Origin of the sequence: Faecalicoccus sp. LCP19S3_E2 (assembly GCF_052121255.1) — a bacterium.
Lineage (GTDB): Bacteria > Bacillota_I > Bacilli_A > Erysipelotrichales > Erysipelotrichaceae > Faecalicoccus.
Genome location: NZ_JBQKEP010000021.1, coordinates 1 through 21231 on the forward strand (window position 1 = coordinate 1; position 21231 = coordinate 21231).

Annotated in this window: 17 protein-coding genes, 1 rRNA gene and 1 pseudogene; 8 read left to right on the plus strand and 11 right to left on the minus strand. The window is 39.6% G+C overall.

Features of this window, described 5'->3' with window-relative positions; translation table 11 throughout:
- The first annotated feature begins 171 nt into the window (after positions 1-171).
- The 4 genes and pseudogenes from ACTQX6_RS11885 to ACTQX6_RS11900 all read left to right on the plus strand — a co-directional run.
- Entirely contained in the window at positions 172-1899 is a 1728-nt protein-coding gene (locus ACTQX6_RS11885) for an ABC transporter ATP-binding protein (RefSeq protein WP_294687151.1), read from the plus strand.
- A complete protein-coding gene (locus tag ACTQX6_RS11890; protein ID WP_117445536.1) occupies positions 1896-3725 on the plus strand; it encodes an ABC transporter ATP-binding protein in 1830 nt (609 codons plus the stop codon). Before ACTQX6_RS11885 ends, ACTQX6_RS11890 begins: the two co-directional genes overlap by 4 nt.
- A gap of 66 nt (positions 3726-3791) precedes the next feature.
- Complete coding sequence (locus tag ACTQX6_RS11895; protein WP_441657536.1) at positions 3792-4124, plus strand: helix-turn-helix domain-containing protein; 333 nt, start codon at positions 3792-3794, stop codon at positions 4122-4124.
- A 53-nt stretch (positions 4125-4177) separates the two neighbouring features.
- Positions 4178-4504 (plus strand): annotated as a pseudogene (locus ACTQX6_RS11900) (IS3 family transposase); the annotation flags it as partial.
- Between the two features lie 29 nt (positions 4505-4533).
- Here the strand turns inward: ACTQX6_RS11900 and ACTQX6_RS11905 are convergent.
- From ACTQX6_RS11905 to ACTQX6_RS11935, 7 genes are all read right to left on the minus strand, one after another.
- Positions 4534-5421: a YitT family protein gene (locus ACTQX6_RS11905; protein WP_117445535.1), complete on the minus strand. Its 888-nt coding sequence runs from the start codon at positions 5419-5421 to the stop codon at positions 4534-4536.
- 96 nt (positions 5422-5517) lie between these two features.
- Entirely contained in the window at positions 5518-5970 is a 453-nt protein-coding gene (locus ACTQX6_RS11910) for a GNAT family N-acetyltransferase (protein WP_205142236.1), read from the minus strand.
- A 1-nt stretch (position 5971) separates the two neighbouring features.
- Positions 5972-6781: an HAD-IIB family hydrolase gene (locus ACTQX6_RS11915; RefSeq protein WP_294687154.1), complete on the minus strand. Its 810-nt coding sequence runs from the start codon at positions 6779-6781 to the stop codon at positions 5972-5974.
- A gap of 33 nt (positions 6782-6814) precedes the next feature.
- Entirely contained in the window at positions 6815-7606 is a 792-nt protein-coding gene (locus ACTQX6_RS11920) for a class C sortase (protein WP_294687156.1), read from the minus strand.
- A 35-nt stretch (positions 7607-7641) separates the two neighbouring features.
- Complete coding sequence (locus tag ACTQX6_RS11925) at positions 7642-12204, minus strand: mucin-binding protein (protein WP_441657537.1); 4563 nt, start codon at positions 12202-12204, stop codon at positions 7642-7644.
- A 15-nt stretch (positions 12205-12219) separates the two neighbouring features.
- Positions 12220-15021, minus strand: coding sequence for a hypothetical protein (locus ACTQX6_RS11930; protein WP_441657538.1), 2802 nt, complete (start codon positions 15019-15021; stop codon positions 12220-12222).
- A complete protein-coding gene (locus tag ACTQX6_RS11935; protein WP_195223006.1) occupies positions 15018-15635 on the minus strand; it encodes a hypothetical protein in 618 nt (205 codons plus the stop codon). The genes ACTQX6_RS11930 and ACTQX6_RS11935 overlap by 4 nt, the downstream gene beginning before the upstream one ends.
- A gap of 166 nt (positions 15636-15801) precedes the next feature.
- Between ACTQX6_RS11935 and ACTQX6_RS11940 the strand changes: the two genes are divergently transcribed.
- From ACTQX6_RS11940 to ACTQX6_RS11955, 4 genes are all read left to right on the plus strand, one after another.
- Entirely contained in the window at positions 15802-17082 is a 1281-nt protein-coding gene (locus ACTQX6_RS11940; RefSeq protein ID WP_294688509.1) for an O-acetylhomoserine aminocarboxypropyltransferase/cysteine synthase family protein, read from the plus strand.
- A gap of 9 nt (positions 17083-17091) precedes the next feature.
- The gene (metA, locus tag ACTQX6_RS11945; RefSeq protein ID WP_294688508.1) at positions 17092-18036 is read left to right on the plus strand and encodes a homoserine O-acetyltransferase MetA; all 945 of its coding nucleotides are present in this window, start codon (positions 17092-17094) and stop codon (positions 18034-18036) included.
- 129 nt (positions 18037-18165) lie between these two features.
- Positions 18166-18504 (plus strand): MATE family efflux transporter, encoded by a 339-nt coding sequence (locus ACTQX6_RS11950; RefSeq protein WP_229035742.1) that lies wholly within the window; start codon positions 18166-18168, stop codon positions 18502-18504.
- A complete protein-coding gene (locus ACTQX6_RS11955) occupies positions 18501-19322 on the plus strand; it encodes an MATE family efflux transporter (RefSeq protein ID WP_294688505.1) in 822 nt (273 codons plus the stop codon). Before ACTQX6_RS11950 ends, ACTQX6_RS11955 begins: the two co-directional genes overlap by 4 nt.
- Here the strand turns inward: ACTQX6_RS11955 and ACTQX6_RS11960 are convergent.
- The 4 genes from ACTQX6_RS11960 to rrf form a co-directional block, all read right to left on the minus strand.
- A complete protein-coding gene (locus ACTQX6_RS11960) occupies positions 19310-20152 on the minus strand; it encodes a hypothetical protein (RefSeq protein WP_272001493.1) in 843 nt (280 codons plus the stop codon). The genes ACTQX6_RS11955 and ACTQX6_RS11960 overlap by 13 nt on opposite strands.
- Positions 20153-20207: 55 nt before the next feature.
- Positions 20208-20594, minus strand: coding sequence for a hypothetical protein (locus ACTQX6_RS11965; RefSeq protein ID WP_294688504.1), 387 nt, complete (start codon positions 20592-20594; stop codon positions 20208-20210).
- A gap of 5 nt (positions 20595-20599) precedes the next feature.
- Positions 20600-20995 carry a hypothetical protein gene (locus ACTQX6_RS11970; protein WP_022789620.1) on the minus strand — a complete coding sequence of 132 codons (396 nt, stop codon included), beginning with the start codon at positions 20993-20995 and terminating at the stop codon, positions 20600-20602.
- Positions 20996-21121: 126 nt separating this feature from the next.
- Positions 21122-21231: ribosomal RNA gene (gene rrf / locus ACTQX6_RS11975) — 5S ribosomal RNA — on the minus strand; the annotation flags it as partial.

Below are 21231 nucleotides of genomic sequence, written 5' to 3' on the forward strand. Positions count from 1 at the left end.
TCAAAATCAAAAAATAATGTATGCATAAAGATTCCTTTCCAGACAACTTATATATTATAGGCTATTTTTCTAAAATCAAAAAATAAGATTTTTCCTAACCATAGGAAATATACACGGATTCGACCCAGGTTAAAATTTAGGTGTATAATATTGAAAACGAAAGGATTCCATATGTCATCTTTAAAAGTATTATTTGCCTATACAAAAGGTATTCGACGATATTTTGTTTTTTCTATTTTATGTGTTGCGATTGAAACTTCATTTGAAGTTTTTATCCCACTGTTGATGTCAGAGATCATCGATGTGGGGATTGCACAAAAAGACCCTTCTGTTTTTATGGAACAGGGTCTTGAAATGATTGGCTGTGCCATCTTATCTTTAATTTTTGGTTTACTGTATGCTCGGTATGCCGCTAAGGCCATTACCTTATTTGGTCAAAGGCTTCGATCTGTACAATATCAGAAAATTCAAAGTTATTCTTTTGCCAATTTAGATCACTTTGAAACCAGTTCTTTGATCACACGTTTGACAAGCGACGTGACAGTGATTCAGAATTCACTGGTCAATGGGATTCGTCCTTTTGCCCGTGGCCCGATTATATTAATTTTAGGTCTTTTGATGTCTTTTCTGATCAATAAAGAACTTTCTGTGATTTTCTTGTTTACCACCCCGATCCTGGCTGTCATTCTCTTTTTTGTGGTCAGAAAGGTAGCCCCTATGTATTCTGTACTACAAAAAGCCATTGATTCCGTCAATCGCTTGATTCAGGAAAATCTAACGGCGATTCGGGCTATTAAAGCCTTTGTGCGCGACGAATATGAAGAAGAACAATTTGAGAAAGTGAACCAGGACCTTGCCAAAATTTCTCAAGATACTTTCCATATTGCCTCTTTAAATACCCCGGCCTTTCAAATGACCATGTACATGGCCATCGTTGGTTTAATGACCTTAGGTATTCATTTAATTGTACAAAATCAAATGCAGGTGGGAGAATTAACCGGTGTTTTAAGCTACGTGCTTCAGATCATGAATTCTTTGATGATGATCTCCAATGTCTTTTTATTGATTACTCGTTCTTTGGCTTCCTGTAACCGTATTGCCCAAGTTGTGGAAGAAAAAGTCACTTTGATCTCCGGTGCCCTTCCATTGACGCCAAAGGACAGTTCCATCGATTTTCATCACGTGTATTTTAAATATGCACAAAACGCCAAAGAATACGTGCTTAATGATATTGATTGGCATATTCCGGCCGGTTCCACAGTAGGGATCATGGGAGCAACCGGCAGTGCCAAATCCAGTTTGGTACAATTGATTGCCCGGTTATACGATGTCAGTGAAGGCTCCATCAAAATTGGTCAGGTCGATGTTCGTGATATGAATTTGGAAGATCTTAGAAACAGAGTGGGAATGGTCTTACAAAAGAATACCTTATTCTCAGGTACGATTAAAGAAAATATGCGTTGGGGCGATTCAAACGCAAGCGATGAAGAAATTCAAGAGGCTTGTAAAATCGCATGTGCTGATGAATTCATTCAAAAGATGCCGGATCAATACGATACATACATCGAACAAGGTGGAAATAACGTATCCGGTGGTCAAAAACAACGTTTATGTATTGCCAGAGCTTTATTGAAGAAACCAAGGATCTTAATTTTAGATGATTCAACGAGTGCGGTTGATACTAATACCGATCACGCAATTCGAAATTCACTTTCAAAAATTCATGGATTGACACAGATCATCATTGCCCAGCGTGTCAGCTCTGTCAGTCATTGTGATCAAATTTTGATCTTGGAAGACGGAAAGATTGCTGCGAAAGGATCTCATGAACAACTCCTGCAAACAAGTGATTTCTACCGCGGTTTATATGAATCACAACAGAAAGGAGCCAGTCTATGAAACCACAAAACATCACCCAAACCATTCGTAAACTGATGCATTATATGGGAAATCATGCGCTTTTATTTGTGTTAGTCGGCATTCTGGTTGCCCTTTCCGCATTAGGAAATCTTCTTGGTACATATATGATTCGTCCTGTGGTCAACGAAGTACTGAACACCGGGTTAGATAAAGCTTTCCTTCAAATCCTGCTCATGGCATTTATCTTTTTGATTGGTGTTTTATCCGCTTTAGGCTATACACAGATCATGGCAGTCGCCGCCCAAAAAGTGGTCAAAGATATTCGACAAGATTTATTTCATGTACTGCAAAAACTGCCATTGTCCTTCTTTGACACTCACTCACACGGTGAACTAATGTCACGCTTTACCAACGATGTAGATACGGTATCGGATGCGTTAAACAACTCTTTTGCGATGATGATTCAAAGCTTTATCCAGGTAGTTGGTACTTTGATTCTGCTCTTTGTATTAAGCTGGCGATTGTCTTTAATCGTAGTACTTTTTTACATCATCATGTTTATCTATATCCAATTTTCCAGTAAAAAAAGCAAATCTTATTTCTCTTTACAACAAAAAAACATCGGAGATATCAATGGTTTTACTGAAGAGATGATTTCCGGCCAAAAAGTCGTCAAAGTTTTTAATCATGAAAAAGCAAACCAAAAAGTTTTTGAAAAGTTAAATAAAAATCTGCAGCGCAGCAGTGCCAAAGCACAAGGTTATGCCCAAACAATCGTTCCGATGGTCGTATCCTTGTCCTATGTCAATTATGCGATTGTATCCGTACTAGGTGGGTACATGGTTTTAAGAGGACAAATGGATGTCGGTTCTTTGGCCAGTTATTTAATTTTCGTGCGGCAGGCGGCTATGCCAATCAACCAGTTTACGATGCAGATGAATTTATTATTGACATCTCTTTCCGGGGCTGAACGCATCTTCGAATTGATGAATATGGATCCGGAAGTTGACCAGGGAAAAATAACTCTTGTCAGCATTCGTAAAGAAAACGACCAAATCATCGAAACCAAGGAAAATACCGGACAATGGGCATGGCGACACCCCAGAGAACAAGGAATTGAATACGTTTTACTGCAGGGAGATGTTCGTTTTCACGATGTCAGCTTTGGTTACACGACAAAGAAAACGATTCTGCATGATATTTCCCTATATGCCAAACCTGGACAAAAAGTTGCGTTTGTCGGTGCAACCGGTGCAGGTAAAACAACCATCACCAATTTGATCAACCGCTTCTATGACATTCAAAATGGTTCGATTACTTATGATGGCATCGATATCAAGCTCATCAAGAAAGCCGATCTAAGACGATCTTTGGGTATCGTACTACAGGATACTCACTTATTCACCGGTACGATCTTAGATAATATTCGTTTTGGGAATCTGGAAGCCACAGACGATGAATGCGTTCGCGCAGCCAAATTAGCCAATGCGGATTCCTTTATTCGCCGATTACCGCAAGGCTATCAAACTATGATTCATAACGATGGCAGCAATCTTTCCACCGGACAAAGACAGTTATTAGCCATTGCCCGTGCTGCCGTGGCCGATCCTCCGGTATTAATTTTAGATGAAGCGACTTCTTCCATCGATACGCGAACAGAACAGTTGATTGAAAAAGGTATGGATCAATTGATGGAAGGGCGAACTGTATTTGTGATTGCCCATCGTTTATCCACAGTCCGCAATGCGGATGTCATTATCGTTTTAGATCATGGACAAATCATTGAACGTGGAAATCACGAACAGCTGATTGACCAGCATGGTGTATATTATCAGCTTTATACCGGTATGTTTGAACTCTCTTAAAAAAACAGGAAGCTTGAAGCGAACCCCAAAGTTTGGACACCAAACAAAAGGAGGTTCGCTTTTATTATGTCAAAGCTGACAAATGATCAAAGACTGGAAATCTACCATAAGAGAAAACAGGGCATGACAATATCTGATCTAGCCAAATTATATAATGTAAATAAGCATACGATAGAATATCTTATTCGTCTTTTAGACAGGCATGGTGAAGATGTGCTCAGAAAAAGAAAAAATCGATATTATTCTCCTGAATTAAAGCTGGAGATCATCAATAAAGTATCCATGGAACATCGCTCCATAAATGAAACGGCTATTGAATATGGGTTGTCCAGTCATGGAATTCTGTATAACGGGATGAAATCTTATAAAGAAAACGGGTATACTGTAGTGGAAAAGTAAAACTCGTTGATTCTAACAACAAAGATACCATCATCAGACAGAAAGACGAAGAGATCCTGCATTCCGATCAGAGGTGGCAGTATCAGATGACCGGATATCATAAGAACCTTAAAGAAAAAGGAATCATACAATCGATGTCCCGCAAAGGCAACTGTCTGGACAATTCATTGATGGAGAATTTCTTTGGAAAAATGAAGAACGAAATGTTCTATGGATACGAGCATACTTTCCATACGTTAGAAGAGATAAAGAAAGCCATGGAGGAATATATCGAATATTACAATACGCAGAGGATCACTGTAAAATTAAAAGGACTGACTCCTGTAGAATACAGAATCAATCCCTTCAACTTTAGAAAAACAATTACAGTGTCCAAATAATTGGGTTCACTTCAGCTTCCTGTTTTTAATTACCATACATTACGATTGATCGTTCCATCCTCAAAAGTAAAACCAGAACCATGAATTTCATTGACATCACTGACAACCATAAAAGCGGCTGGATCAATCCGGTTGATTTCTTGTTCCACCAAAGGATATTCTTTTCGAGAAATCACACACATTACAACAGGACGTTCCTGTTGTGTATAACCACCTTTTCCAGAGAGAATCGTTACTCCACGGCTCATCGTATTCATTAAATAATCACGAACTTCATCCCACTTTGATGAAATGATCATAACGTTCTTGGCACTCTGTGAACCTAACAGGACTGTTTTATTGATAACCTGACCAGAAATAAACACAGTAATGATTCCAACCAGTGCCTTTTGAAGACCATAGGTTATCACACCAAATAAAATCGTTAAAATATCCACGATCATGACAGAATTTCCAGAGGACAACCGGGCATACTTATGTATAATCAAGGCCGGAATATCCATTCCTCCTGTACTGGCACCGGCTCGAAACGCCAATCCCAGGCCAAACCCTGCCAACACACCGGCATAAATTGCCGCCAAATAATCAGGCATAACAAATGTATCTGCAGGGAATTGTTCTACCACTGCCGATAAAAGCGTAACTAGCACTGGATAGGCAATGGCTGATACCACTGTCTTCAAAGCAAATTCTTTTCCTAAAAAAATAAATCCTAAAATAAAGAGTCCCACAGTCAAAATATTGATCATCCAAACTGGATCTACTGGAACTAATGGTTGTAAAGCCACAGATAAACCGGCAATTCCTCCATCTAGTAAATGATTTGGCAATACAATGAACGCAACTTCGCAAGCAATGATCAAGTTGCCTAATACTACAAAAATTAAATCTTTCCACCAATTCTTATTTTTCCCCATAACAACCTCCCATATGCACCTTGTCATTATAACATTGAAACACTATGCAAATAAGAGATTTTAAGGTATCTATGCAAATTCTCACATAAAACCTGCTTATAAAATGATTTTTTCCATCCAATAATTTTCCATCACCACACCTCGTACATACACTATTTGTTTTTGTATACATCGATAGCCTCTATGCGCAAAAAAAGGCTTTGCCGTTATAGAAGCTTGTGTGATAACTCTTTTCGTTGCCAAAGCTTCCAAGGCATCACATAACATAGTGCCAATTCCTTCATTTTGATGATCTTTATGTACGAACAATCGATCCAGATACCCTTGTGCATCTATATCCCCAAAGCCAACGATCTGACCATCGTTTTCAACAACAAACGTAGTGTGATCTAAAAAACGCTGATTCCACGCATTACGATCGTATTCTACAGGTGCCCACGCATCCAATTGTATCCTGGTATAATCGACTGCATTCACCGTATGCACTGTATTCCAAAATAAGTCGCGTAAAATTGGCGCATCTTCTTCCTTATAAGAACGAATGTACATTTTACAAGTTCTCCAACATATGTGATATTACAGAGTATTCATCATATGGACCAATTTGATGGCTTGCTGCTTCTTTAGCCTGCACAGTACCTGTAGATGGACAATAGGAATGTTCAAAACGCTTTAACATCGATAGATCATTTAACCCATCTCCATACACATACACATCTTCATCACGAATATGAAGAAAATCTGCAAGTTCTTTGACCGCATTTCCTTTTGTCACACCAAAACCTGTTATTTCAGCTAAACTAGTCACACTCGGTGCATTGACAATTTTATCCGCATAGTGTTTTGATAATTCTTCAATTTCTTGATACATGTCTTCATGCGTACAATGCAGATTCACTTTATAAATGTCTTTCGATAAAATATCAAAAGGATCACATTGAAAATGATATTTTCTCAAGTTTTTTGCCATATTTTTTTGAACTTCCCGATTTCTCATTCTTTGATTTTGCATATATATCTTCGTGAAAGTTTCCTCATCCCCTGTCGTATAAATTTCATCGAATGTCTGGTATTCAAATTTATACGGCGTTTCAAATAAGAGAAGCCGGATAGTTTCTTTATCCATTGGATGTGAAGAAATGATATGTCCCTCTTTATCTAAAATACAAGCGCCGTTCATACCAATCAGAAAGGTATCTACCAAACCCGCAGAACGGGTTAACGATAAGTTTCTACCGGTACACACAGTAAAAATATGTCCCGCTTCAAATATTTTTTCAATACCTTCATTGATTCGATAATCCGATTGATGATTTCTATTCAGTAAAGTTCCGTCTAAATCCGAAGCAAACAATTTCATAGGCAATCTCCTTTGTCCCTATTATACATGGTTTCACTTTCTTCGACATCCTATTTTCCAACACAATATCCAACCTGCCACCAATAAAGCTCCAATACTTGCCAATACTATCCAATGTATAGACAAGGGCCTCTGTATATCTACATTTGCGTTCTCTTCTACTCTTGTACCAGTCACTAATAATCGGTGTGAATTGATCATATAAGGGGTACACGTCACAAGGGTGGCTAAATCCTGGTTCACGTCCAAAGGTTCCATTTGAAACGCATCCGGCAAAATGGTATCTATAGAAATCACTTTATATGTATGAAGTCCTTTGACTGTATAAATAGAAAAAGTATCTCCAATTTCCAATTCGTTCAATCTAGAAAACAATGCAGCACCTGGTAGTCCTCTATGGCCTGCCAACATAGTGTGTGTACCTATACCACCAGATGGAAACGATGTACCACTCAAATGGCCAATCCCCTTTTGTAAGGTGGTATCCGATGTTCCTTCGTAAATAGGTTCTTTAACTTGAATTTTTGGTATTATGATTTCTCCAATTACATCATGAGCGGCCAGCCGATCATTGATCTTGTATACCTCCTGACCGGAAGAGTATGGATCACTTACACTTTGATTTAAAGTCGATTGGTTATATTTTTCTATTTCCTTTGCCAGCTGTTCTCGATCTTTATCTTGTATGGATTGAACATATTCTTCAAAATCATTAGTACTTTGCATACTACTTTGCTCATGTTCAAAATGATGTACTATTGGATAAAGTACTAAAAGAACACCCAAAACAATCAATGTTATATAAATATATTTTTTAAATTTCATATTCTTTTCTAAAAAGACAGGCTATTTTGCCTGTCTTATTTCTTTTTATTCTTTCGGAATCCCTTCCAACCGATTCCTGTCAATATAAGACCTGATATCGTATAGAATAGAGAACCTATTCCTCCCGTAGAAGGAAGAATGATTCGATTAGAAATTTCATAGACGATCTGGATCGTCTTAGTTTCCGTAGAGGGATCGACATTTTCTGCTTCCACTTTCTCCATGGAAGGTTTTTCATATCCCTGTGAACTCAAGTCTGGAGAAACAACCTCGCTCCATTCTCCATCTGTATGCATCCAAGCCTGATCTGGGTCTTCGGTATCTACTTGATTATCATCATTGGTATCATATCCTAACACTTCGCCTGTCACTTTATCAATGATCACATGTCGTTCAAATTCAACTGTCTGCTCCACAGAATCCGCTACATTTTCTTTTGTCATTCCATCGATATATTCAATCGTTCGTGTAGTGGATTTTTGAAGATTTTCTTTGCCTGCTTCTTTAGGCCAGACACTTTCACTGCCATCGATAGGATCTCCCGGTGTTTTCGCATTGTCAGGAGTGATTGTTTCATACGTATGTTCCAGATGGATGATTACAACCTGATCAGTGGATGGATCTATGTCAAAGTGTTCCGGCAGTGTATCCACGCTCACGATCGCATACCCTTTTGTACCATAGCCATCTGCAATCTTCTGCAAATCCTCCTGAGTCTTGTTCAAAGATGCTCCGGAAGGTCCGGTATCTAAAAGAACATTGTCTTCCAGTGTTTTCTTAGCCGTATCATCGATAATCGTATAAACCACCTTTTGTGTGGAACGATCATAGGTAACTGTAACGGTTTCATCACTTGTATTGGATGTCACAACCTTTTCATCGACTTTGGAAACATCGGGTGCTTCATATCCTTTCGAAGATAAATCCGGTGAGGTTACTTCAGCCCAGGTATTGGAGTCTGTCATCCAGGCATCGTCGGCATTTTTAGTATCCACCATGCCATCTCCATTGGTATCGTAGCCTAGTACTTCGCCAGTTACTTTATCCACAACCACATGACGAGTGAATGTAATGGTTTGTTCAACCGAATCGGCCACTTTTTCCTTGGTTAGACCATCTACATAATCAATCGTTCGTGTGATTGATTTTTGAAGAGAAACTTGATCCACTCCATCCGGCCAATTTGACTCACTACCATCAATTGGATCTCCAGGGGTTTGTGGATGGTCTGGTGTCACCGTAACAGTCGCATGTTTTAGATGAATGGTTACCACTTGGTCTGTCGTTGTATCGCTATCAAAGGTACCTGGTAGTTCATCTTGTGAAACCACTTCATAGCCTTTGTCCGTATAGGTTTTGATTATCGCATCGAAATCGTTTTGTGTTTTATGTAAGTCGGTCTCTGAAGCACCGCTGTCGAATGCAACTTTATCCTCTAAAGTCGTATCAGCACTGTCATCAATAATGGTATATACCACTTTTTGCATCGAACGATTATAGGTAACTGTAACGGTTTCATCACTTATATTGGATGTCACAACTTTTTCATCGACTTTGGAAACATCAGGTGCCTCATATCCTTTCAAAGATAAATCCGGTGATGTCACTTCAGCCCAGGTATTGGAATCTGTCATCCAGGTATCGTCGGCATCTGTGGTATCCACCGTACCATCCCCATTGGTATCATAGCCTAGTACTTCACCTGTCACTTTATCAATGATCACATGACGATTAAATGTTACTTTTTGTGTAACAGAGTCAGCCACTTTCTTATGAGTTAGACCATCTACATAATCAATCGTACGTGTGATTGATTTTTGAAGAGAATCCAAATCCACTCCATCCGGCCAATTCATATCCGTACCATCGATTGGTTCTCCAGGTGTTTGTGGATTATCCGGTGTAATCGTGATATACGTATGAGGATACAACACTTTGATTTGTTTGGAATCCATAAAGACATCGACTGTTTCGTTACCTACTTTTGCTAGACTTGGTGTTCCAAAACCTCTGTCACTAAAATCCGGAGAAATGACTTCATTCCATATATTGGAGTCTGTCATCCAGGCATCGTCGGCATTTGTGGTATCTACCATATCATCCCCATTGGTATCATAGCCTAGTACTTCACCTGTCACTTTATCAATGATCACATGACGTTTAAAAGTCATGCTTTGGTTTACAGAATCGGCGATTTTATCACTTGTCAATTCATCCAAATAATCAATGGTACGAGTAATGGTCTTCGATAAAGCATTTGCTCCGGCTTCACTTGGCCAATTCGATTCACTGCCATCGATTGGTTGTCCAGGTTTCTTTGGATCCTCTGGAGTCACTGTAATGATCGCATGTTTTAGATGGACCACAACCTCTTGATCTTTAGATGAATCCGTATCAAATGCAGTTGGTAAAGTACCCTGATTTACCACTTCATATCCTTTATCGGTATAGATTTTGATTATCGCATCGAAATCGTTTTGTGTTTTATGTAAGTTGGTTTCTGAAGCACCGCTGTCGAATGCAACTTTATCCTCTAAAGTCGTATCAGCACTGTCATCAATAATGGTATATACCACTTTTTGCATCGAACGATTATAGGTGACTGTAACAGTTTCATCACTTATATTGGATGTCACAACCTTTTCATCGACTTTAGAAACATCAGGTGCTTCATATCCTTTCGAAGATAAATCCGGTGATGTCACTTCAGCCCATGTATTGGAGTCTGTCATCCAGGCATCGTCGGCATCTGTGATATCGACTTGGTCATCACGATTGGTATCATACCCCAATACAGCGCCTGTTACCTTATCAATGATCACATGACGGTTAAATATCACCTTTTGCGTTACAGAATCAGCAACTTCATCCCTTGTCAATCCATCCACATAATGAATGTTTCTGGTGATGGTCTTCGTAAGTTCCTCTTTTCCTGCTTCACTTGGCCAAATTCCTTCACTGCCATCAATTCGTCCACCCGGTGTCTGTGGATTGTCCGGCGTCACTGTAATCGTTGGATGTTTTAGATGAATGGTAATTACTTGATCGGTTGATTTGTCTGTATCAAATGCACTCGGTACTTCATCTTGTGAAACTACTTCATAGCCTTTATTCGTATAGACTTTGACAATGGTGTCTAAATCAGCCTTCTTTTTAGATAATTTGCTGCCCGAAAGTCCATGATCAAATTCAACTTTATCTTTCAATGTTTTCTTAGCCGTATCATCGATAATCGTATAAACCACCTTTTGTGTGGAACGATCATAGGTAACTGTAACGGTTTCATCACTTGTATTGGATGTCACAACCTTTTCATCGACTTTGGAAACATCAGGTGCCTCATATCCTTTCAAAGATAAATCCGGTGATGTTACTTCAGCCCAGGTATTGGAATCTGTCATCCAGGCATCGTCTGCATTTGTGGTATCCACCGTATCATCTCCATTGGTATCATAGCCTAGTACTTCACCAGTTACTTTATCCACAACCACATGATGGGTGAATGTGACCGTTTGTGTTACCGAATCCGCTACTTTGTCCTTGGTTAAACCATCTACATAATCAATCGTTCGTGTGATTGATTTTTGAAGAGAAACTTGATCCACTCCATCCGGCCAATTTGACTCACTACCATCGATTGGATCTCCAGGGGTTTGTGGATGGTCCGGTGTCACCGTAACAGTCGCATGTTTTAGATGAACGACAATCTCTTGATCTTTTGAAGTATCGCTATCAAAGGTACCTGGTAGTTCATTTTGTGAAACCACTTCATATCCTTTATCGGTATAAGTTTTGATTATCGCATCGAAATCCTTTTGTGTTTTATGTAAGTTAGTTCCTGAAGGACCGCTGTCAAAAGACACTTTATCTTCTAAAGTCTTCTTAGCACTGTCATCGATAATCGTATAAACCACTTTTTGGGTATCCGCTTTGATATAGACATACGCATCCATTTCCCCTGTAAAGGTTCCCTGTGCAGCCGCATCATCTTGTTGGACAATTTGATATCCTGCTGGTGCCTGCACCTCATTTTGGTACGTTTCATTTTTGACACCGTTAAGTTCTTGTTTCAAGCTATCCACTTCGGTACCATCACTTGGTGTCCATGTGTCCTTAGGACTTACCCCCGTTATGTCAATATAGTGTACCGTCACCTTGTATTCTTTTTGTTTATAAAAATAAACAACATCCTGTGTCTGATCATCTAGCGTACCCTTTTCTTTTCCTTGCGCCAATCCTACATAGGTATAATCTTCCACATCAACAGGAGATGTTGTAAAAGAATCATAAGAGGCTCCTGTACCATCTGTATTTCGGCCCGTAATCACTTTCGGATCCGCAACATTCACATCTGTTGGAGTGGTCCCATCTTTGGTTTCTTTGTAGTAAACATGGATTTGCGGCGTACCATAAATCTTCGTTTCTAAATCCGTTCGATTGCTTAAAGTGCCCAATCCCTGATCATCGTTATGGGCATAACTATAAGTTGGTATAATAGCTGTTTGTCCGATACTTTGATCATTGATATTTTCAACTTGAATTGGCAAATAGGCAACCATCTGTACTTTGGTTTGAATGGCGGAAGAGTTTAATGCCACACTTCGAATACTGGATCAATCTTTCACTTGATCCTCTGTCATCCAATCCTCAGAATTTAATTCGATCTTCACATTGGAATTTGCCTTTGGCAGGTCAAGCGATTTTGTAGAATAGTACAATGTGCCAACAGTTTCTACTCTTCCTGGTCCTGTCAACACCAAAGAATACGAATCATTTCTAGGCAGTATCGCAATCGCCTGTCCATTGATATAGTCATAGTTTGTACTATTGGTGATTGCTAAACGAAGAATTCCTTTTGGTTTATCATCGCTAGTATCACTTTTAACACCACGATCAAAGCCGGCTGCTCCTGCTCCTTGTCCATAATAGGCTGTAAGACTTGTTTTTTCACCAGACACCCCATTTTTAAAGCCTACAATGGTTGGAATCGTAATTTTCCATGCTTTCCCTTTGCCTCCATCGTATACTTTTCCGCCATATTTAGGATGCGTGGCAGGATCATTTTGATCAATCACACGAGTGACCCAGTCCGTTGTTCCTTGAGCCGATACAGCCATGTCACTGACTTTAAATGGAATCTGATTTGGATAGAAAAACGAACCCATATTAGCATTTTTAGGCACGTTGACCTCATACATTGAAAAATCAAATTGCGTCACATGTTCTCCACTTTCATCGATGCCTAAATCAGTAATCACGGGATAATATTTTTTCTTACTTTCCGGATGTGTCCATCCATAATCCCCCAATTTAGAATAATCTACATCAATGGCTTGATGGGCAATGCTTCGTACTTGAACGACAGGTAAGCGCACATAATGAGGGCGGTCAATGGCCGATTCAGGCAATATGATTTTATTTTCAGTATCCTCGGGTACAGCTGTTTCCATCCCCAAGCCAGACCATCCATATTTACCTGAAATCAATTGGCCCTGGGTATAGGTTCCACTCATATCATAATTCATACTATTCGCAATACTATAAGCCGTACCCGCAATCGCATAGTCATCAAAATATTTTAAATGCCCTACGACATCAATATCCGTATCCGATGTTACACTATGAACATGTATTTGAATGGGAACCTGCTGACCACTTTGGTACGTTCCATCTTCAATAACCGCATTTTTTAATCGTATAGAAATATTGTTGCCTGGTAAAATGTTGGCTTCTCCTTCAATGCTGACAATGTGGGCTCCATTGGAAAGAGCAGCATCAATCTGGGCATTGCTTGATTTAATAGAATTCACTTCAATGACTTCACCTGTATCCAAAGTAATTTGAAAAGGTCCATTGTCTCCTTCATTGTTCGATTGAGAAACACTTCCTCTTACTCCCGTGCTGATAATCACATCCGTAATATTTCCACACCAATTTTGCGGAAGTGTAATTTTATAGGTACGCAAAGTATTGGTTTGGTTCGTTTTTTCATCTTCAAAATCCACACCAATATACGGCATTTTCTCATTCACACCAGGTTTGTCGGTTTTCCCGGTCAAGAAACCTGTCACTTTATATTCATCGCTGATGGATTTCGCATAAAATCCTTCATGTTCGAGATCCACATCATTTTTACTATAGCCTTCCAGAACAAAACCATATTTACCCGTCATAACACCAGGGTTGGCCTGACCAAGAATCACCGTCGATAGATTTCGATTTTGAACCGGTACTGTCATTTCACCTCCACCTAAAAATTTAGGGGACAAGGTTAGTTCCGGTGTAAATTGATAGGTACCTTTCGGAGTACCTTTTTCAAAATAACCATAAAAATAATGGTGAGATACGGGATAGTTGCTGTAACCTGCACCTTGTATATTAGTAATCACAATATCTCCGCCAGGTCCGTCCGGTTGAGATACCCCTGTTGGAATCCCCGGTACATTTTTTTCATCCGAGTCAATATTGTTGGAATTGCCCCACCAATTATGCATCGAGGCCCCTTTTAATACAAATCCCTTTGGTACGTGAATCACACCATTCATCGTTGGGTTGTTGGCTACACCAAATCCCATGATAGGATCATTGCGTGCAGGATCATGTACGATATCCATAGTAAAAGTGTAAATGGATTTGCCATCGGCTGTAAATGTATTATCCGGTCGGGCATTGTTTTTTACATCTGCCACAAAATCCATGGTTTCCGGGTTGTTGACATGAATGGTTCCTTCTAAATGTGCACTCGGTGCCTCTACAATCACTTTTAAATCCGTGTTTCCCGGGGCAAATTGATAGTTGTTATAATTGCCGTTAGAACCATATGGATACAATCCAAACTTATAAGACACATTAAAAGTAATCAAAGCATCATTGGGAGAACTGTTTGTATATGTCAAGAGGGTACCATTGTTTTGATCCATCGACTTTACAACCTTATAACCATCCGGTGTATCATGATTCACCTCCGATAGACCTGCCGGCAGATAAACCGTAAAAGACTCATATCCTTTGACCATCAATGAAACCTGAAATTGTGCCGCCTTATTATCAGCACTTGGCCAATTCAATCCCACAGGATCCAATGTATAAGAAATCTCATGATCAATGGTGTTTGTCGTAGGTGTCATATCAATAGCATTCGCACTTCCAACCGCCTCTGTAGCCGGTGACTCTTCAACCGGTTGTACATCTTCTGCAGCCGGCAAAGTCTGCTCTTCTGGTTTTTTCTCTGTATTCAAATCCGGATTGGTTTCGACTTTCGATGAATCTTCCGATGGAAGAGAAGAAGTATTAGCTTCGTTGGCAGAAGACGATTCCGTTTCCTGTGCCTGCACCCCCACTGTCTGTATCAACATCGTGGATGCGGTTAAAAATGATAAACCACTGCTATATAGCTTTTTCTTTCTTTTATTCATCTGCGACTCCCCTTTCTTCTCCAAATGATCCATACCACGATTCCTAAGGCGACTATACCCGACATCAACCATATTTTTTGATCCAGATTTGCACTTGTAGAAGCCCCTTTACTAGAAGCTTCTTGTTTAAAATCTGGCGCGGATGGATGAGATGCATCTGATGATACAATCACTTTCGGATGGATCACATTACTTGTTTGTGACAATGGACTGATAAACAAGACCGAGACTACTTGTAAAGTGTCTGTGGCATCCATTTGACGAACATAGTACACCCCTTTTTCCAATGAGCAGTGAAGGCTTCCATTTTCATCACTTTTAAAAGAAGCATTGATAAGTGTATAAGAGGAATCCAGTTCTTTTTGAGATTGTTGATCCAATTCTTTTAAGGTCTGATCATATTGTTTCTGCCCTTTTGCATCTGTTTCTCGATTCAAAAAGATTGATTTCCATGAATCCGGAAGTTTCCATATCCCATACGTAATTTCTTGATGTACATTATCGGGTTGGATATCGATATTCTGTGCTTCTGATTGTGCATAGACAGAACTGCCACCCAAACAAACACAACATATAATACATATATATACAATATACATTTTCGCTCTTTTCATCATCCTATTCTCCTTTTTGACCGTTTTAGTATTGCGGTCAGTTACAGTATTTTAACACATTCTTACTGTATTACAATCCATACTCTCTTTTAGATCCGTGAATATATTTTGACAATCTAAACAAGGAAAATTAAAATAAACCTATATATAGGAAAGAGGACTTTATATGAAACATCAAGGAATTGGAACTCAATGTGTACAAGGCGGATATACGCCAGGTAATGGAGAACCTCGTCAGATTCCCATTGTACAAAGCACAACATTTAAATATGCTACCAGCGAGGATATGGGAAAATTATTTGATTTGGAAGCTAGCGGGTATTTCTACACTCGCCTTCAAAATCCCACAAATGATGCAGTAGCTGCTAAAATCGCCGAGTTAGAAGGTGGTACAGCCGCCATGTTGACAAGCAGTGGCCAGGCAGCCAATCTATTTGCCATCTTCAACATTGCCGGAAACGGAGATCATATTGTCGCATCCAATAGTATTTATGGCGGAACTTATAACTTGTTTGCGGTTACTATGAAACGTATGGGCATCGATTTTACGTTTGTGGATCCAGATTGTTCTAGTGAAGAACTGGATGCCGCTTTTCAAGAAAACACAAAGGCTGTATTTGGAGAAACCATCGCCAATCCGGCATTAACCGTCTTAGACATCGAAAAATTTGCACAGGCAGCCCATGCTCATGGAGTCCCTTTGATCGTGGACAATACGTTTGCAACCCCCATCCTTTGTCGTCCTTTTGAATGGGGAGCCGATATCATCACACATTCCACGACTAAATATATGGACGGGCATGGAGTGGCCGTCGGTGGATGTATTGTGGATTCCGGAAAATTTGACTGGACCAAATACCCGGATAAATTCCCTGGATTGACCACACCTGATGAAAGCTATCATGGCATTACGTATACCGAACGTTTTGGCTTGGAGGGAGCTTATATCACAAAGGCAACCGCTCAGCTGATGCGTGACTTAGGCTGTATACAGTCTCCTCAAAATGCTTTTTATTTAAATCTGGGTCTGGAAAGCCTGCATGTTCGTATGCCTCGTCACAGTCAAAATGCATTGGCCGTGGCTCAATTCTTATCCAAACATCCAAAAATTCGTTCGGTTCAATACAGTGGATTAAAAGGGGATACCTACTACGATTTAGCACAAAAATATCTGCCTGAAGGATCTTGTGGTGTCGTTAGCTTTGAAATCCAGGGTGGTAGAAGTGCAGCCGAAAAATTCATGAAACATTTAAAACTGGCGGCTATTGAAACCCATGTAGCGGATGCTCGTACGTGCTGCCTTCATCCTGCCAGCACGACCCACAGACAAATGAATGACGAAGAATTAAAAGCAGCCGGTATCAGTGCTGATATGGTTCGTTTCTCCTGTGGCTTGGAAGACGCACAAGATTTAATCGATGACATTGATCAAGCATTGAATGCTTAGGAGGCCATTATGCCGATTAAGATTCCTAATGCACTGCCAGCCACTCGAACACTGACCGACGAGAATATCTTTGTCATGGATGAAACCAGGGCTACAACCCAAGATATACGACCCCTTTATATCTTAGTTTTAAATCTTATGCCCACAAAGATTGAAACCGAAACACAGCTTGCCCGTTTATTAGGAAATACGCCTATTCAGGTCGAGCTGGAACTCATGCAGATGAAAAATCATAAATCAAAAAACGTATCACACGAACATATGCTCAAATTCTATCAAGCATTTGATGCCTTTAAAGATCGTTATTTTGATGGTATGGTCATCACCGGTGCACCTTTAGAACACTTAGAGTTTGAGGAAGTCGACTATTGGGATGAGTTATGCGAAGTTATGGAATGGTCAAAAACACATGTGCATTCGACTTTTCACATCTGTTGGGGTGCACAGGCAGGTCTTTATTATCACTATGGAATTCCTAAAATACAGCTTCCAAAAAAGCTGTTTGGTGTATTTCCACATCAGGTTGTTCGTAAATCCTCTATCCTTTTTCGTGGATTTGACGATAGCTTCATGGTTCCGCATTCGCGCCATACCGCCAATGCAACCCAGGCAATTGAAGACTGTCCCTATTTAAAAATCTTGGCCAGCAGCAAACAAGCCGGTGTATATGCCTGTGCTACTGAAGGGTGCCGTCAAATTTTCATCACCGGTCATTCTGAATACGATCGTCGAACGTTAGAAAAAGAATATTTACGCGATAAAGAAAAAGGGCTTCCCATTCAAGTACCGGAAAACTATTATCCAGGCGATGATGATACACAAGATCCAATTGTCACATGGAAAAGTGGAGCCAATTTACTGTACTCCAACTGGTTAAACTTCATCGTGTATCAAGATACACCGTACGACGTTAATTCCATTGAACCGTTTCATAAGACAAAAGTTCAAAAATAATTTGACACTCAAATTTATTCATGATTCAATACAATCACTATTTACCGCCGGTTAATCAAGCATTGAAGTTCATATCGTAGGCCTTTGAAGATATGAACATCGATGCTTTTTTTTGGGGAGGATCAGACAATGTTCAAAACATTTTGTAAATACGTATCACTCAATGTGCTGGGAATGATTGCCATATCCTGTTATATACTGGCCGATACCTTCTTTGTATCCCAGGGATTAGGTACTAACGGGCTGACCGCTCTAAATTTGGCAATCCCCATTTATAGTTTCATTCATGGAACCGGGCTCATGATTGGCATGGGAGCCAGTTTAAAATTTTCCATTCTAAAAGGGCAGAACGAGCATGATCGTGCTAACCAGGCATTTATGTATGCTTTGTATCTTGGCGCCTTTTTTGCGATCGTCTATGTTTTGATCGCAATGACGGCTCCCCACAACTCTCCATGGCTGGTATGATCATTGGAAGTTTTTCCAATATTCTCTTGGACTGGGTTTTTATCTTTCCTTGTGGCTGGGGAATGTTTGGAGCTGCCTTTGCGACCGGTTTAGCACCGATCATCAGTTTATGCATCACTTCTATGCACTTTCTTCAAAAAAAGAATACCTTTCATGTTTCACGCTGTACTTTTTCCATGCCTCAAGCGCTACAAATCGTATCTATGGGTCTTCCTTCTCTTGTGACAGAGGCAGCTTCTGCCATCGTGATCATTTTGTTTAATATGCTTTTTATGCATTTAGATGGCAATACGGCCGTAGCCGCTTATGGTATCGTCGCAAATATTTCCTTAGTGGTCTTATCTGTCTTTACCGGCATTGCCCAGGGAATCCAACCCATCCTATCCAAAGCCTATGGCCAACAAAACCATAGAGCCTTACAAAAAATATATGGATATGCCATCAAAACCATGCTAGTCTATGCTATATTTGTCTTTCTCTTTTTAGTGTGGAAATCCGATGGAATCACGACAATTTTCAATTCACAACAAAATGAACATTTACAAGTCTTAGCCAATCAGGGAATTGTTCTATATTTCATTGCCTGTCCGTTTGCCGGTTTTAATATCATTACATCGATTACTTTTTCTTCTACACAGTTGACAGTGTATGAACAAATCCTCTCTCTGTTACGTAGTTTGATTTTGATTGTTCCGATGGCATTGCTTCTTGCGTTTACCCTTGGCATTCCCGGTATTTGGCTTTCTTTTCCCGTCACAGAAATTCTTGTCAGTTTGTATGGATTTACACTCATTAAAAAAAATCTCTACTCGTTGTAGAGACTTTTTATAATATCGGAAGCATCAAGCGCTTGTATTTTTGATGCGTCTGAAAGTGTATCTGTATTCCATCGAAACTGATCGTAATTATGTAAATACGAAACATCGACAGAACAAGACGGATACTTTTCAAACCATTTCGGATACTGTTCTGCCATGGTTTGCTGTGCCAACACGATTGCATCCGAGTTCCCTGTCTGATCCAAATCGGTTCCGCAAATTCGGACACCAGGAGGCGATGCGTGCACCAACAAAACACTTCCATCTTCACAAACGCCTAAAACAATATACACATGTTCTTCATTCGACATAATATCGCCAGGTTTAAAGTCGGAGACAGCATTTCTGGGCGTATAGGAACCCCACCCAAAGTCCGCAAATGCCTTCGCCATCTCACCAGATTTCATTACATATCCTTCTTGCCCCGATTCAGTCTGCATGAGATTATAGATAGCCCATCCTACATAACCGGAACAATCCAATCCATCGTGAATCTGATACAAGGTATTTTGATAATCATACGATGCATCCTGTTCTTCAAAAAAAGAGGCCCAGTGATCAGAAACACCAATAGTGACGGCTTCCACTCCGGCACCGGTATCCTCTTCGTTCCATCCTCCGCCCCAGACATACATCGTTTGTCCGACCGGTTCAATCGCAATCTCTAAAAAGCGTTCTAAAGACAAATTCGATTGTTTTGATGATGTACTCGGTTCTGAATGACTGGAAGGCGAAGCATTTCTATGCAGCATGGATAAGCACAATGTGATGATCAAACATATAGGAATGCATAATAAAAGTAAGTGTTTTATATTTAATTTTCGTTTCATATCTCCTCCGTATACAGTATAAAACAAAGGAAGAGATCTATCCACCCGGATAGGCCTATTCCTTTGCGTACTTATGAATGATTTTTTGAATAAGCATCAAGATTTCTTTTGCCTTTGTTTGATCTTCCCAATATTGATTCGTTCCAACCTGTGTTTTTTCCTTGGAAATGTAAATAGCCAATATCGAATGATCTGCCATCACAATTTTGATGCCAACATATAGAAAAGAATACAATAAGACTCCCGGACGTCCAGGTCCCTTCGGAACCACAGCCAAAAAAGGAGTAGATTTACCTCGATGATTAGCTCTTTCATTGAGAATGACAGCCCTTTTTATATAGCGATAATCATAATAACCCAGAGATCCATCTAAAATATGCATTGTCTTATCTGTCGTATTAAATACTACAGAATCAAACAGAATTAACTTTGGATTCTGCATAGTATTCAATCATTTGAATCGTTAGTATGATACTTATGAATAATCTTTAAAAGAAATTCTTCTATTTCTTTCGCACGTTTTCGATCTTCAATATATTGATTAGTACCCGTCTGCGTCTTCTCTTTGGAAGTATAAACACAAAGAATTGTTTCATCATCCATTACGATCTTGACACCAACGTAAACATATGGATCTGTCAAAATTGCCGGAATGCCAGGACCATGCGGTAAAAGCTGAGTAAAAGGAGGCTGACTTCCTTTAAATTTAGCCTTTTCATTTAAAACCAAAGCTCTTTTAATCTTCCGATAATCGTATGTACCTTCTGTGCCATTTTCAATCATCATCGTTTTTTCCTTTGTATCAAATGAAACACCATCAAATTTTTTTATAGTTTCTGACATTTTGATCACCTCTTTAATATACTATAAGATTCTGTACATAAAAATACAATGGTATTAATAAAAACGTCTGAAAAGGACACTATATAAACAAAAAAATCCAGTATCAATTACTGGATAAAAAAAAGGACCCGGCAACGTGCTATCTTGGCAGGGGCAGGCCCAACTATTGTCGCCGCTGAAGTGCTTAACTTCTGAGTTCGGTATGAGTTCAGGTGGTTCCACTTCGCTATCGTCAC

Coding starts and splice junctions, on each gene's coding strand:
- ACTQX6_RS11885 (WP_294687151.1), top strand. CDS start 172: ATGTCATCTTTAAAAGTATTATTTGCCTATACAAAAGGTATTCGACGA.
- ACTQX6_RS11890 (WP_117445536.1), top strand. CDS start 1,896: ATGAAACCACAAAACATCACCCAAACCATTCGTAAACTGATGCATTAT.
- ACTQX6_RS11895 (WP_441657536.1), top strand. CDS start 3,792: ATGTCAAAGCTGACAAATGATCAAAGACTGGAAATCTACCATAAGAGA.
- ACTQX6_RS11905 (WP_117445535.1), bottom strand. CDS start 5,421: ATGGGGAAAAATAAGAATTGGTGGAAAGATTTAATTTTTGTAGTATTA.
- ACTQX6_RS11910 (WP_205142236.1), bottom strand. CDS start 5,970: ATGTACATTCGTTCTTATAAGGAAGAAGATGCGCCAATTTTACGCGAC.
- ACTQX6_RS11915 (WP_294687154.1), bottom strand. CDS start 6,781: ATGAAATTGTTTGCTTCGGATTTAGACGGAACTTTACTGAATAGAAAT.
- ACTQX6_RS11920 (WP_294687156.1), bottom strand. CDS start 7,606: ATGAAATTTAAAAAATATATTTATATAACATTGATTGTTTTGGGTGTT.
- ACTQX6_RS11930 (WP_441657538.1), bottom strand. CDS start 15,021: ATGAATAAAAGAAAGAAAAAGCTATATAGCAGTGGTTTATCATTTTTA.
- ACTQX6_RS11935 (WP_195223006.1), bottom strand. CDS start 15,635: ATGAAAAGAGCGAAAATGTATATTGTATATATATGTATTATATGTTGT.
- ACTQX6_RS11940 (WP_294688509.1), top strand. CDS start 15,802: ATGAAACATCAAGGAATTGGAACTCAATGTGTACAAGGCGGATATACG.
- metA (WP_294688508.1), top strand. CDS start 17,092: ATGCCGATTAAGATTCCTAATGCACTGCCAGCCACTCGAACACTGACC.
- ACTQX6_RS11950 (WP_229035742.1), top strand. CDS start 18,166: ATGTTCAAAACATTTTGTAAATACGTATCACTCAATGTGCTGGGAATG.
- ACTQX6_RS11955 (WP_294688505.1), top strand. CDS start 18,501: ATGATCATTGGAAGTTTTTCCAATATTCTCTTGGACTGGGTTTTTATC.
- ACTQX6_RS11960 (WP_272001493.1), bottom strand. CDS start 20,152: ATGAAACGAAAATTAAATATAAAACACTTACTTTTATTATGCATTCCT.
- ACTQX6_RS11965 (WP_294688504.1), bottom strand. CDS start 20,594: ATGCAGAATCCAAAGTTAATTCTGTTTGATTCTGTAGTATTTAATACG.
- ACTQX6_RS11970 (WP_022789620.1), bottom strand. CDS start 20,995: ATGTCAGAAACTATAAAAAAATTTGATGGTGTTTCATTTGATACAAAG.